The organism is Hymenobacter algoricola (assembly GCF_039539525.1).
GTDB classification, from domain to species: domain Bacteria; phylum Bacteroidota; class Bacteroidia; order Cytophagales; family Hymenobacteraceae; genus Hymenobacter; species Hymenobacter algoricola.
Map to the genome: position 1 here is coordinate 1 of NZ_BAABDH010000008.1, position 11,862 is coordinate 11,862.

Sequence of the window (11,862 nt, forward strand, 5' to 3'; positions counted from 1 at the left end):
GCACGGCATCAGCCGCTTGCCCTTAAGTGAAGAGGGCCAAAGCCCGCCGAAAAAGAAATTCAAGGACTATCCTATTGGCTACCTACACGTCGATTTTGCCGAAGTGCACACCGAGCAAGGCAAGCAGTACCTGTTTGTGGCCATTGACCGCACCAGCAAAGTAGCCTTCGCTGAACTCCATCCCCACGCTAAGCGGGTGGTAGCGGCAGCGTTTCTGCGGCGCGTGCTCGACAAGCTGCCTTACAAAGTACACAAGGTTCTGACCGATAATGGCGTACAGTTCACGGCGCAGCCGCATCAATTGCTGCCGGGCGGGCACAGCTTTGACCGCATCTGCCGCGAATATGGCGTNAGTGGCAGAAAAACCCCGTTAACTTTACCCAGGACCCGACCCACCTCACGCTGGGACTATACAACTATGCGCAGGCACAGAAAACAATGGAACGAACCCTGGGCAGCTATTGCCACCATGCCTGCGCCCGCTCCTTGCTTATTAAACCGGTAACTGATGCTGGCAGTGTGCTTGCAGCAGCACGGCGACCTTCTCACGGGTCAGGGGCTTGTGAATGAGGACTGCGTGGGGCAGCAAGGCCGGCCGGGTCAGGTTGCGGAGATGCACAGAGGTAGTGAGGATGACCACGACGGTGGGCCCGATTTCGGCCACAGCTGTAAGGCCTGCTGTAAATAGCGGGTATTCCATGTCACCAAGACGTTGACCAGGAGTCCCAGCGCCCCCAGCTGGTCTTCCATGCCTTCGCGGTAGCGTTGGGGCAACTCACCTTTCTCACCGTGTAAGATGGCGCGGGCCAGCCCGTACCGAAGGTAGCCAGAAGGCGTGGAGGAAGCAGGTAAGCCCCTGAGCGCAGCGACCCGGGCCGGGCGAAAAACCAGGAAAATCGGCCGGTTCGGACCCGTCCGAAACCTGCTACTCCTTCAGGTACTGGCGGTAGTCTTCTCGTGGTGGTAGGGTGGCTTGCGTGGGGCCAGGTCGCGCAGGTACTGCAAGTCCAGGATGCTAAAGCCCACTTTGGAGAAGAATGGAACCACCACGAACAGCGCCGTTTCAGTCGTCTGGTTGAGAAGGCCGAGGCCCGACGGCCCCAGGGCCCAGATGGTGGGGTAGCTGAACCAGAGCACGGTCAGCACGCTGGCCAGCTTCGTGTAGATGCCGCCCAGTTCCGGGTCGCTGTCGAAGGCAATGCGGCGCACGGGGCCCCACACCAGCGAGAGCACCGCCACAAAGGCCCCCACCCCGCACAGGTACCACACCAAACGCGCGGTACTCGATTCGGACAAGTCGGCCAGCAGCCCGCAAACTATCATCACTACATCAGCCGCCACCAACCCAAACAGCAGGGTTTTGCTGCGGTCGTCTTTGGGCACGTAGAACATGGCCGTGAAAGCCAGCGCCAGCAGCAGCAGCGGCGTGCTCACCACCCAGTCCATATAGCGGGCATAGTGCGTGACCTGGCCCGCCACCTCCGTTTTGCCCTGGCCCAGGGCCATGCCCATGTACGCCAGCGCCGACCAGATGGGAATCATCATGGCGATGCTGTACTCGTATTGCGGTACGCCTTTGGGGTTGCGGCTCCAGGCCCAGAACAGCAGTGCGCCCCCTATCATTGAGCCCACGTACAGCCAGTGGAGTAAGGTTTGAGTGTCCATTTCAAGCGGGTTAGTTGAGTGAAAAAAGCAAACAGGTACCATCCCCTTACTGGGGGGCGGGTGTTTGAGTTATAGTTGGCCCTGGACAAAGGGTTGGTCAGAAAGTCAAACGGCGGGGTTGCCGGCCACTGGTTTACGGTGCGCGTGGATGACGCCGTTGCCGGGACGTAGGTGTTTGTAGAGGGTGACCCTGGAGATGCGCAGGCGCTGAGCAATCTCATTTCCCCCAAGCTGCTGCGCGCGGTAGAGCGTCTCGGCGGGGCGGGGCCGGGCCCGGCGTGGGTGCGGGCGCGAATCAGTTTGCGCTCGAATTCGGCCAGGGAAGCAAACACATTAAACACGAGCCGGCCCTGAGCCGCGGGGGTAATAATCTTTCTACTCAGGTCGGACCTTCTTGGCCGCGGGGGCTTTCTCTTGGAAGGTCGTCTCGCCTCCCGCTTGGGGCAGCGCGTCGGGTTGCAGCTCTACGTTCTGGCCGCGGGAAGAGACGCGGACTTAGCTGATATTCAGGCAGCAAAGCGCAGCTTTCTTGTTGGTCAGGCCATCTTGCCTGACCTTTGCATCGAATACGTGGCCGACCCCTACCTCGAGCAGCAGCCCGCCGAAGCTTCCCGTTTAGTCTGCCGTTCGGTGATATCTGCCCTCACCTACACCTTAGCTGAAGCGAGCCAACCACCCGGCCCGCTCGCTTCATTTTCGTCCTGGGCCTCAAAGTGCACCTGGTCCTTGAACTTGGGACAGCCGAAAAAACGCAGAACCAGCGCCCATCGGCGGGGCTGATTTGCCGTATGCCGGGAGTCCCCATTTTTCCTGCCCATGCCCGACCCGCTTTCCCTCCCCGACCGCTTGGCCCTGCAGCGTACCCGCCTGGCCAATGAGCGCACCTTTCTGACGTACGTGCGAACCAGCCTGGCCATGCTGGGCTTTGGGCTGGTGCTGATTCAGCTGCACCCCGTGCGCACCGGCCTGCTGGGGTACGGGGCGGTGACGGCGGCTGTCGGTATGATGCTCCTTGGATTCGTCCGTTTCCGCCAGCGTAAGCGGGAAATAGAATCCGGCTGACCGGCACCCCGGCTCGTTTTCAACCGCTGAGCCGCGGCTACTATACGTAACAGCGCCCTGACGCCTGAGTGGCAGATGACCTCCTGCAGGTTGCTGGCTACGTCGAACTGCTGTCCAAACGCTGGCACCGGGCCGAAGAACAGCGGCCCGTAGATTTCGTGGTGCCGCACGCCGGCCTCGTCCACGCAATTCCCAAAGGAAGCCGTTTACCCTCCCTTTTCTAACCGGGTCACCAACTCGCACTGGTTAAACAACGCGGGCAGTGGAAAGCCAGTTAGGGGCGCATTCCCCACGTGAGCAGGCTCCTCACCCAACCGCCTGGCGATAATAGCGGGCGTACCCGGGCCGCCTTACTTCCTGTTTTTATCAGAAATGCTTCTTTTTTCTTCCGTTGCCGATGGCTAGTGATTTGTTTCCCGAACCGGCCCTGGCTCCTTCCATTGTCGTGGTTGGGGCCGGCCTGGCCGGCCTGGCCGGCCTGACGGCCGCTCGTGCGCTGCACGAAGCCGGGCTGCCCGTGCAGCTGCTGGAAGCCCGCGACCGGGTGGGTGGCCGCACTCTGGCGGTGCCGGCGGTGCCGGGTAGCCCCGAGGAAGAGTGGCTGGACCTGGGTGCTACCTGGGGCTGGGCGCATCAGCCTTTCCTGATGCAGCTGCTCCAGGAGTTGGCTATTGTACCGTTTGAGCAGCCCAGCACCGGTGCTACGGCTTACGAAACGGCGGCGGGCGTGCACCGGCTGCCCCATCCTGCAGGCTCGGCCGGGTATGTGCGCCTGCCCGGCGGCGCGGCCGTGCTCTGCCGCAGGCTGGCCGCCGGGCTGCCGGTCGGGGTCTTGCAGCTCAATGCACCCGTAACCCGGCTGCGCCACTTAGCCGACGGGCAAGGCGTCGAGGTGCAGGTCTTGCTGGGCCACAGCGCCCGCACGTATGTCGCCCGGGCGGTGGTGCTGGCCCTGCCTCCGCGGCTGGTAGCCCACTGCATGGCGTTTGTGCCGGAGCTGTCGGCACCGCTGCTGCACGCCCTGCGCAGCGTGCCCACCTGGATGAGCCACGCCATGAAAAGCGTGGTGGTGTACGCCCAACCCTTCTGGCGGGCCCAGGGCTGGTCGGGGTTCGCCGTCAGCCAAGCGGGCCCCCTGACCGAAATTCACGATGCCTCGCCCCTAACGGGCGGGACCGGGGCCTTGTTTGGTTTCTTTGGCGCCGCGCATCCGCTGCGGGCGGCTTCGGCCGCGGAGCGGCAGGCGGCCGTGGTGCACCAGCTCGTGCGCCTGTTCGGCCCCAAAGCCGGAGCTCCGCTGGCCTATCATGAGCTGGACTGGTCGCTCGACCCACTCACCAGCGTACCGGGCGATGAGCAGCCCCCACTGGCGGTGCCGCCGCAGGGCCCCGCGCTGCTGCGGCAGCCCGCGTGGGCGGGCACCCTGTACTGGGCCGGGGCCGAAACCTCCGTCAGCGAATGGGGCCGGCTCGACGGGGCGGTGGAATCGGGCCGCCACGCGGCCGCGCACGTGCTGCGGCAGCTCACCGGGGGGGCGTAGCGATGCCCGGGCCTACATGGCGCGGTGGGTCCGGGTTTGCTCCCGCAGGGCTTTGCCAATGCCGACGGTGTCCCCGGTAATAAGGGCCTTCTTGTCCTGCATGTCCGTAGTGTCCTTTTTTAGCGCTTTGACTTTATACACGTGGCCCGGGTCAAAAACAGCCCCTGCGCAAGGCAGAAGCCTTCCTGTACGCCCTTTGACGAACCGCCGGTCAAATCACTTCCTTTCTTCCTCATATGACTCCTACGCCCATCACCCTGACTGACAAATTCGCCCAGTTTCAGGACCTCTGGAACCCCCGCATCATTGGCGAGCTGAACGACCAGCACATCAAGATTGCCAAGGTGAACGGCGAATTCATCTGGCACAGCCACGCCGAAGAAGACGAGCTGTTTATGGTGGTGCAGGGCAAGCTGCTGATGGACTTCCGGGACCACACCGAGGAAGTGCATCCCGGCCAGCTGCTGGTAGTGCCGCGCGGTACCGAGCACCGGCCCCGCACCGAAGCCGAAACGTGGATTCTGATGATAGAGCCCAAAACCACCGTCAACACCGGCAACGTGGCGAGCGAGCGTACGCGCCGGGACCTGGAAGTGCTGTAAGCAGCCAAGCGGAGCTAGCTGCCCAACGCTTGTGTCCCGTCCGGTCCTGGGCCCTGCTTGTCCTTTGGTATTGCCCGCACCCCGAACGCTACCTGTCGGGCAAACCGGGCGGCCTTCCATCGCCCGGCAGAATCCGGGCCTGCGCTGGCCGACCGGAACCCGACTGGGCCAGGGGCGTAAGCTTCGGGATACCTCAACGCGCAGCCCCACTCCCTATGCCCCACCCGGAACCCGAAAAGCAGCAGCTTCAGCACGAGCGCTACCAGTTGCTGCAGCAGCTCACCGACTGGCTGGAAACGCCCATGCTGGTGCTGGGCTTCGGCTGGCTGCTGCTGCTGGGCGTGGAACTTCTCTGGGGGCTTACCCCGGCGCTGGAGCTGGTCGGGACCGTCATCTGGGTGATTTTCATCCTGGATTTTCTGGTCAAGTTCATCCTGGCCCCGCAGAAGCTGTCGTTTCTTAAGCAGAACATCATCACGCTGATTTCGCTGCTGGTGCCGGCCCTGCGTCTGTTTCGGCTGGCGCGCGTGTTTCGGGCGGCCAGGGCCGTGCGCGGCCTGCGGCTGGTGAAAGTGGTGGGCTCGCTGAACCGGGGCATGAAGGCGCTGGCCGCCAGCTTCGGCCGGCGCGGTGTGGGCTACGTGCTGGGCCTGACGGGCGTGGTGATGCTGGTGGGGGCGGCCGGCATGTATGCCTTCGAGAAAGACGTGCCCGACGGCCTGCGCACCTACCCCGACGCTTTGTGGTGGACGGCCATGCTGCTCACCAGCCTGGGCAGCGAGTATTGGCCCCGCACCGGCGAAGGCCGGGCCCTGTGCCTGCTGCTGGCGCTTTACGGCTTTGCCGTGTTTGGCTATTTCACGGCTACGCTGGCCACGTTCTTTATGGGCCGCGACGCCGAGAATCCGCAGGCCGAAGTGGCCGGGGCTGCCGCCGTGGCGGCTCTGCACGAGGAAGTGCGCCAGCTGCGCGCCGAGCTCCGGCAAATGCCCTTACCCGCTGACCCAACGTCTGCGCCAAAGCCTAACCAGTAGATTTCCATGACGGATGTATGCTAATGCCTGCCGCCCGTGCGCCGAAGGCTGCGCGACTGGTGCCGCGGGCCAATGCCGAGGCGGGCTATTTCCGCTGCGCCGTGGTGCCAGCCCGCCACGATTTCAATCCCCAGACCCCGCAGCCGCTGATGGAGGTGGGCCTGGTGACAAAGCCGGCGGTACATTACCTTTACGAGCCTGACCTGGCTGCTGAGTTGACAACGCCCGAAACCGCTCCCGTAAGCCCGTCGACCTAGCCCTTGCCCTGGGTGCCCGCCCGCAGGCCCGCCTGCCCTTCCCCTTTATATGATGAATGCGACGACCCTTAACGAAGAAAACACCATGCAGGCGGAAATAGCCGAGTTTACCGTGCTGCTCCAACAACAGGGGGTGCATGCGGCCCTGGGCTACCTGAATCATCGTACGCCCCACCGCTACACGGGGGTGTGGCGTTTCGACGGGGACATGCTGCGCAGTGAGGTGCTGTTTGACCGGAATATGCCCGACGTGCGGCAGGGGGCTGACGCGCCCATGGCCGCCACGTACTGCTCGCTGGTAGGCCGCCACGAGGCACCGGTGCAGATTCTGGACGCCGCCGTGGACCCGCAGGCGCTGGGTATCCAAACGCCGGTTATTTCCTACTGCGGCGCGCTCGTCCGCGACGGGGAGGGTAGGGCTTTTGGCACGCTGTGCCACTACGACCTGCAACGCTGCCAGGAGCGCACCACCGACCAGCCCCTGCTGCATGCCGCGGCGCAGCTACTGTACCAGCGACTGCACCCGGGCGACGCGAAGTAAAACAGGGTAGTTGGGCGGTGTGCAGAGGCCTGCTGCCAGGGTATCGCTGCGTAAACTGGCTTCAGCCGGGCTACTCCTGCGTCAGGTTGGCCCGGCGAAGGCATGCGGTTATTCATGCTTAATTTTCCCCTATGGATTTTTCCCTTGCCTGGCAGAAGCTCAACCAGATCGGCCGCGACCTGATGCTGGCCCTGCCCAACATCGTCTTCGGCCTGGTGGTGTTCGTGGGGTTTATACTGCTGGCCCGCGGTGTCCGCGCGCTGGTGCAGCGCGTCACGCGCAGCAAAAAGAACAATCACAATCTCTCCGTGCTCCTGAGCCGCCTGGCCTACGTGGCCATGCTCGTCCTGGGCGTGCTGGTGACGGTCACGATCATACTGCCGGGCTTTACACCCGCCAGCCTGGTCAGCGCGCTGGGCGTGGGGGGCATTGCCATCGGCTTTGCCTTCAAGGACATCTTTCAGAACTTCCTGGCCGGCATCCTGCTCCTGCTCACGGAGCCGTTTAAGATCGGCGACCAGATTAAGTACAAGGACTTCGAGGGCACGGTGGAAGACATTCAGACCCGGGCCACGGCCATCAAAACCTACGACGGCCGCCGCGTCATCATTCCCAACGCCGAGCTGTTCACCAATGCCGTGACCGTGAACACGGCCTACGACAAGCGCCGCCTGCAGTACGACGTGGGCATCGGCTACGGCGACGATATTGCCCGGGCCCGGGAGCTGATGCTCGAAGCCATGCGCGAAACCGCAGGGGTACTCCAGGACCCGGCCCCCGACGCGCTGGTGATGGACCTGGCCGAAAGCTCGGTGAACATCAGGGCCCGCTGGTGGGTCGACCCGCCCCGGCAGGCCGACGTGCTCGACGCCCAGGACAAGGTGCTCGAAGCCATCAAAAACAAGCTTAGCAAGAATGGCATCGACCTGCCCTTCCCCACCCGGCAAATCCTGTTTCACGATCAGACCGAAGCCACCGACGGCAATCGGCGGCAGCAGCGCGAAGGCTGGCCCGGCGGCCAGGGCGACGTACCCCCGGCCCGGGCAGCAGGAGGGCCGCCGGCGCCGGCTCAGCCAGCAGAGCCGCCTCAATAGTGCGAGCCGCCGCTCGGCGGGACGGGCTAGCGGCAGTCAGCAACTGCTCTGCCCTTAACGCAAAAGACCTGGCACTGCCAACGCTTGTTTTTCTGTAGCTGGGGAAAAGCGGGTAGCTTTGCGGGCTGTTATTCCTTTCCCTCCGCCCACCAGTGCCGGCCGGGAGGTTTCTGACCAGGCTGCCAAACCGCTTGTCCAGTTGTTTCGCACTACTACTCTTCCCTATTCCGCGTGGCTCCTACCCATTTTTATTTTTCGAATGCCGTGGGCTCCGTCGATTTTGTGCCCCACAGCTACGTCTATCTGCATTGGTCGGGGGCCCCACTGACCAGCGGAGAGTTTCGGGCCCTTTACAGCCACGTCCGCAACCTCTTGCAGCGGCATAATCTGAAAGCCATTTTAGCCGACCACCAGGCCATGCCCACGGCTCCCAACGAAGCGGACCGGGCATGGCTGCTTGAGCAGTGGCTACCCGAAACAATAGCCGTGACGGCCCTGGCGCGTTATGCGGCGCTGCCTACGCGCGACCCGGGCCGGCGCCTGCACACGGAAACCGTGCTGGAAGGCCTGCGCCATCACCTGCAGGTAGCCGTATTCGAAGACCTGGACCAAGCCTCGGCCTGGCTAACCGCCGTCTAGCTGCCTGCCGGCACCAGTTGGCCATTGTGGCTGTATTTTCTTCAATCACGCCCCCGAGCCGGCAGCCCCTGCCAGCCCTCGGCTTCTCAGACGTAGCACCATTAGGCATTCAGCCCCGGCAGCACTTCCTCCAGCCGCTGGCGCACCTGTTCCCGCTCGTAGTCCGTGGGGAGGGTGCGCCGGGCGGCTTCGGCAATCAGGTCGGCTTGCTGGTGCAGAGCGCGGCGGCGCTCCGGCGCGTGCGTGCGCTGCCCGATGGTAGCCAGCGCCGTGAACAGGCGCAGATACACGGCTGCGTTGCCGTCGGCGCTCAGCCGTATCTGGTCGAAGGCGGTGGCCACGTATTTTTCAAACGTCGGACGCACGGCAATGATGCGCACCCGCTGCTGGTCAGCGCGTAAGGGCCCGTCAAAGCGACGGTCGGCCAGCTGCGCGAGCAAAGCACCCAGGTGATCGACGCAGATGATGGCGGTGGTGGTATCGTTGATGCCCGGGGAAAGGGCCTTCAAGGCAATGTCGACAATCTGGCGCAGCCCAAAGCCCGCGTCCTGCTCGAGGGTGCGCTGGCGGCCCAGGCTAAAACAGGCGTTGACCTGCCTGGTCAGCTCCTCGGTGAGCATTACGGCTTCTTTTTCGTAGCTGGCTAGGCTGATCAGCACCGCGCCGCGGGCCACGAAACTGCCAATGCCGTGCTCCATGCGCACCACGCCCGCCAGCTGGCGGGCCAGCGTGAGCATCTCCTCTTCGTCGAGGCTTTGCACGTAGCCGGTGGCCCGGGCCGGCACCGGCTGCCAGCGGAGCTCCCCAGCCCGGCTAAGCAGGGCCTGCGCCTGTTGCGGGTCAGCTTCCTGCCCCAGCTGGTCGGGAAACAGCCGGCCGATAGCCGCCTGGGTTTCCTCGGTGGCGTGGCGGATGATACTGGACGCCTGAATGGCGGTGGCCATGTGGTGGATAAAGAAGATCAGCACTCCGATGCTGACCAGGGCCAGCACCAGCCCCATGAGCACGGCCAGGGAGGGAATAAAGCGCCCTTCGTCGCCGCCACGGATGGTGCGCAGCACAATCAGGCAATACACAAAAATGCTGACGAAAAAGCCCAGCACCACCTGGTTGGCCCGGTCGCGCATGAAATTGCGCAGCACCCGCGAGGTGTACTGGCTCGATACCTGCGCCAGCGTGCTCAGCGTCAGGGAGAAAATCAGGGCGGCCACCGTAACCATGGAGCCGGCAATGGCCGTGAGCATGCCCCGGGCCCCGTCCGCGCCCGCGCCGAACAGCAGCGGGTAGTCCGGCAGCCAGTCGTGGCTGATTCCGGCATCGAGAAACACCAGCGCGAAGGCCAGCAGGATGGTGCCGGCTACCATCAGCGTGGGAACAAACCAGAGGCTGGCGTTGACATTCAGCCACAAGGCGCGGAGTCGATTCATGCGCTGGTAGGTACTGTCGGACCTGGAGTAAGGTTGTATTGCCCTTCCGCGGCCATCGATTTAGGGCCTATCAAAAGAGTGCTTTGTTCGCAAAAGTGTCATCGTGCTGAGCGCAGTATGACGGCACTTTTTTTTCTATTCGGATAGGCTCTAAGCAGGTTCCGCATTGCCGATAAATCCGGGCGTGACAGGGCGGCAGCCCGGTGGCCGCTGGTGTGCGGAGCCAGCTTCAACAGGAAAAAACCACCGCAGAGGCACGTCGGGGGAGTAATCAGGGAGCCGGAAGGACCGCCGACGCAGGCAAATCACAGCACGCCGGTTTGGTGCAGCCCATAGCCCAGCGCGGCCCCGCCCAGCACCAGCCAGGCCGAGTTGACCTTGTAGCGCAGCAGCAGCAACGCGCTACCTAAAGCCAGGGCCACGGTAGGTAAATCAAGAAGGGCCGTGCGCGCCAGCGTGAGCGAGACGGCGGCCATCAGGGCCCAGGATGCGGCATTCAGCCCGTCGAGAAAAGCGCCGGCCAGCGGCGACTGCCGCAGCTGCGCGACAAGCTGGATACTGAGTGCCACGAAAACAAAGGCGGGCAGGAAGATGCCTGCCGTGGCCACCAGCGCCCCGCGCCAACCCTGCAGCACGTAGCCCACAAAGGTGGCGGTGGTAAATACCGGCCCCGGCGTGACCTGCCCCACCACCACGGCATCGAGCAGCTGGCCCTGGGTTAGCCAGTGAAAGCGCTGCACCAAATCAGCGTCGAGGAAGGCCAGCAGCACATAGCCGCTACCGTAGAGCACCGAGCCGATTTTAACAAAGGCCAGCCCTAAGGGCAGGAGCCCTAGCGGAGTAGCAGCCCCGGTCGGGGCAGCGCCCGCCCCCAGGCCCACGAGTAGCGGCAGCAACGCCAGCGCCGCCACGGCGCCCACAAGCTTGAACAGAGCGGGCGGCACGGTTTTGTGCGCCAGCGTCGGCCAGCGCAGAAGGCCCGTGGTCAGGCCCGCCGCGAAGAGCAAGAGCAGCTCATTTGCGCCCAGCAGGCTCAAAATGAGGGCGGCGGCCGCCACGAGCCTCAAGGGCCAGGTTTTCAGGGCCGACTGGCCCAGGCTCCAGAGCGCCTGCATCACTACGGCCACGATGACGGGCTTTACGCCGTAGAGCACCCCGGTGAGGGCCGGCAGCGTGCCGAAGCGCACGTAGGCCCCGGCAAAGGCCATGACGATGAGCATGGCCGGCACAATAAAGCAGGTGCCGGCCACCAGCAGCCCGGCCCAGCCGCGGCGCTCGTAGCCGATGTGAATGGCCAGCTCCGTGGAGTTGGGGCCGGGAATGAGGTTGGCGGCGCTGAGCAAATCCAGAAACTGCTGCTGGGTGAGCCAGCCCCGGCGGCGGACCACTTCCTCTTCCATCAGGGCCACGTGCGCGGCCGGCCCACCGAAGGCCGTGGTGCCCAGGCGCAGAAACAGCCCGGCCAGCTCGGCCAGCGAAGTGCGTGGGGGTGGGGGTGTCGTCGAGGGCATGCTACTGCTGGTTGGGGTGGTAGAAGCGGTTGTCAGCCGACCAGCGCCCCCCGCCTTCGATGAGCAGATACAGGCTGCCCAGGAGCATCGCCCGGTCGGTACGGCTGCCGTGCAGCAGCTCCCGGAAGCCGTCGTGGAGCAGCACCTGGGTTTTGGCGGTGGCAAAGGCCACGAGCATGATAGGGGTCCTCTCAGGAAACGGAAAATATAGCACGTTAAGCGCTTAAAATCTGCATCCAAAGCACTGTGAGGGCATATCGAAACGTGGGTTTTCTTGTACAACTGTTTCGTCCTTCCGAACCATATCGAAAGCACCCGTAGGGCCCAAAAACGTGTACAGTTAACTGGTTCAGCAATCAAAGTTCAAGAAAGACCAGCAAGTGAATAGACTTGTTCCTAAATAGCCTCTTTCTTTTTAGTCAGATGCCAATTCCAGATTCCACAAGCTACGGCCATGATTCGGTCGTTAAAAGAGGCGGATTTGTTGCGG

The 11,862-nt window shown here is 63.6% G+C and carries 15 protein-coding genes and 1 pseudogene; 9 read left to right on the plus strand and 7 right to left on the minus strand.

The window, feature by feature from the left end; all coding sequences use genetic code 11:
• A partial coding sequence (locus ABD842_RS02120) for a DDE-type integrase/transposase/recombinase (RefSeq protein WP_425553134.1) occupies nt 1-505 on the plus strand: 505 nt, incomplete at its 5' end.
• Between the two features lie 95 nt (nt 506-600).
• On the opposite strand, the pseudogene ABD842_RS02125 reads toward ABD842_RS02120, so the two are convergent.
• The 3 genes and pseudogenes from ABD842_RS02125 to ABD842_RS21145 form a co-directional block, all read right to left on the minus strand.
• Nucleotides 601-819: pseudogene (locus tag ABD842_RS02125) on the minus strand (Tn3 family transposase); the annotation flags it as partial.
• A 114-nt stretch (nt 820-933) separates the two neighbouring features.
• Entirely contained in the window at nt 934-1,665 is a 732-nt protein-coding gene (locus ABD842_RS02130; RefSeq protein ID WP_345109396.1) for a bacteriorhodopsin, read from the minus strand.
• On the minus strand, nt 1,620-2,006 hold the full coding sequence (locus tag ABD842_RS21145) for a hypothetical protein (protein ID WP_425553135.1): 387 nt from the start codon (nt 2,004-2,006) through the stop codon (nt 1,620-1,622). Before ABD842_RS21145 ends, ABD842_RS02130 begins: the two co-directional genes overlap by 46 nt.
• 475 nt (nt 2,007-2,481) lie before the next feature.
• Between ABD842_RS21145 and ABD842_RS02135 the strand changes: the two genes are divergently transcribed.
• Nucleotides 2,482-2,727 (plus strand): YidH family protein, encoded by a 246-nt coding sequence (locus ABD842_RS02135; protein WP_345109399.1) that lies wholly within the window; start codon nt 2,482-2,484, stop codon nt 2,725-2,727.
• A 397-nt stretch (nt 2,728-3,124) separates the two neighbouring features.
• Nucleotides 3,125-4,267 carry a flavin monoamine oxidase family protein gene (locus tag ABD842_RS02140; RefSeq protein ID WP_345109402.1) on the plus strand — a complete coding sequence of 381 codons (1,143 nt, stop codon included), beginning with the start codon at nt 3,125-3,127 and terminating at the stop codon, nt 4,265-4,267.
• Nucleotides 4,268-4,279: 12 nt separating this feature from the next.
• Here ABD842_RS02140 and ABD842_RS02145 read toward each other — a convergent pair whose 3' ends face one another.
• Nucleotides 4,280-4,408 carry a hypothetical protein gene (locus ABD842_RS02145; protein ID WP_345109405.1) on the minus strand — a complete coding sequence of 43 codons (129 nt, stop codon included), beginning with the start codon at nt 4,406-4,408 and terminating at the stop codon, nt 4,280-4,282.
• A gap of 95 nt (nt 4,409-4,503) precedes the next feature.
• On the opposite strand from ABD842_RS02145, the gene ABD842_RS02150 reads away from it, so the two are divergent.
• The 6 genes from ABD842_RS02150 (at nt 4,504) to ABD842_RS02175 (ending at nt 8,434) form a co-directional block, all read left to right on the plus strand.
• The gene (locus ABD842_RS02150) at nt 4,504-4,869 is read left to right on the plus strand and encodes a cupin domain-containing protein (protein WP_345109407.1); all 366 of its coding nucleotides are present in this window, start codon (nt 4,504-4,506) and stop codon (nt 4,867-4,869) included.
• 215 nt (nt 4,870-5,084) lie between these two features.
• Nucleotides 5,085-5,903, plus strand: a complete 819-nt coding sequence (locus ABD842_RS02155) for an ion transporter (protein ID WP_345109409.1) — start codon at nt 5,085-5,087, stop codon at nt 5,901-5,903.
• A 17-nt stretch (nt 5,904-5,920) separates the two neighbouring features.
• On the plus strand, nt 5,921-6,160 hold the full coding sequence (locus ABD842_RS02160; protein ID WP_345109412.1) for a hypothetical protein: 240 nt from the start codon (nt 5,921-5,923) through the stop codon (nt 6,158-6,160).
• Nucleotides 6,161-6,212: 52 nt separating this feature from the next.
• The gene (locus ABD842_RS02165) at nt 6,213-6,701 is read left to right on the plus strand and encodes a hypothetical protein (RefSeq protein ID WP_345109415.1); all 489 of its coding nucleotides are present in this window, start codon (nt 6,213-6,215) and stop codon (nt 6,699-6,701) included.
• A 131-nt stretch (nt 6,702-6,832) separates the two neighbouring features.
• A complete protein-coding gene (locus tag ABD842_RS02170; protein WP_345109417.1) occupies nt 6,833-7,795 on the plus strand; it encodes a mechanosensitive ion channel family protein in 963 nt (320 codons plus the stop codon).
• Between the two features lie 231 nt (nt 7,796-8,026).
• Entirely contained in the window at nt 8,027-8,434 is a 408-nt protein-coding gene (locus ABD842_RS02175) for a hypothetical protein (RefSeq protein WP_345109420.1), read from the plus strand.
• A 101-nt stretch (nt 8,435-8,535) separates the two neighbouring features.
• Here the strand turns inward: ABD842_RS02175 and ABD842_RS02180 are convergent, their stop codons facing one another.
• The 3 genes from ABD842_RS02180 to ABD842_RS02190 form a co-directional block, all read right to left on the minus strand.
• A complete protein-coding gene (locus ABD842_RS02180; protein ID WP_345109423.1) occupies nt 8,536-9,861 on the minus strand; it encodes a DUF2254 domain-containing protein in 1,326 nt (441 codons plus the stop codon).
• A 305-nt stretch (nt 9,862-10,166) separates the two neighbouring features.
• Complete coding sequence (chrA, locus tag ABD842_RS02185) at nt 10,167-11,372, minus strand: chromate efflux transporter (protein ID WP_345109425.1); 1,206 nt, start codon at nt 11,370-11,372, stop codon at nt 10,167-10,169.
• A 1-nt stretch (nt 11,373) separates the two neighbouring features.
• A complete protein-coding gene (locus ABD842_RS02190) occupies nt 11,374-11,550 on the minus strand; it encodes a hypothetical protein (RefSeq protein ID WP_345109428.1) in 177 nt (58 codons plus the stop codon).
• Nucleotides 11,551-11,862: the final 312 nt, after the last annotated feature.

Excerpts from the sequence above, each read along its gene's own strand:
- ABD842_RS02160 (WP_345109412.1), top strand. The coding sequence starts at position 5,921 with ATGCTAATGCCTGCCGCCCGTGCGCCGAAGGCTGCGCGACTGGTGCCG.
- ABD842_RS02170 (WP_345109417.1), top strand. The coding sequence starts at position 6,833 with ATGGATTTTTCCCTTGCCTGGCAGAAGCTCAACCAGATCGGCCGCGAC.
- ABD842_RS02155 (WP_345109409.1), top strand. The coding sequence starts at position 5,085 with ATGCCCCACCCGGAACCCGAAAAGCAGCAGCTTCAGCACGAGCGCTAC.
- ABD842_RS02165 (WP_345109415.1), top strand. The coding sequence starts at position 6,213 with ATGAATGCGACGACCCTTAACGAAGAAAACACCATGCAGGCGGAAATA.
- ABD842_RS02135 (WP_345109399.1), top strand. The coding sequence starts at position 2,482 with ATGCCCGACCCGCTTTCCCTCCCCGACCGCTTGGCCCTGCAGCGTACC.
- ABD842_RS02190 (WP_345109428.1), bottom strand. The coding sequence starts at position 11,550 with ATGCTCGTGGCCTTTGCCACCGCCAAAACCCAGGTGCTGCTCCACGAC.
- ABD842_RS02180 (WP_345109423.1), bottom strand. The coding sequence starts at position 9,861 with ATGAATCGACTCCGCGCCTTGTGGCTGAATGTCAACGCCAGCCTCTGG.
- ABD842_RS02130 (WP_345109396.1), bottom strand. The coding sequence starts at position 1,665 with ATGGACACTCAAACCTTACTCCACTGGCTGTACGTGGGCTCAATGATA.
- ABD842_RS02150 (WP_345109407.1), top strand. The coding sequence starts at position 4,504 with ATGACTCCTACGCCCATCACCCTGACTGACAAATTCGCCCAGTTTCAG.
- ABD842_RS02140 (WP_345109402.1), top strand. The coding sequence starts at position 3,125 with ATGGCTAGTGATTTGTTTCCCGAACCGGCCCTGGCTCCTTCCATTGTC.
- chrA (WP_345109425.1), bottom strand. The coding sequence starts at position 11,372 with ATGCCCTCGACGACACCCCCACCCCCACGCACTTCGCTGGCCGAGCTG.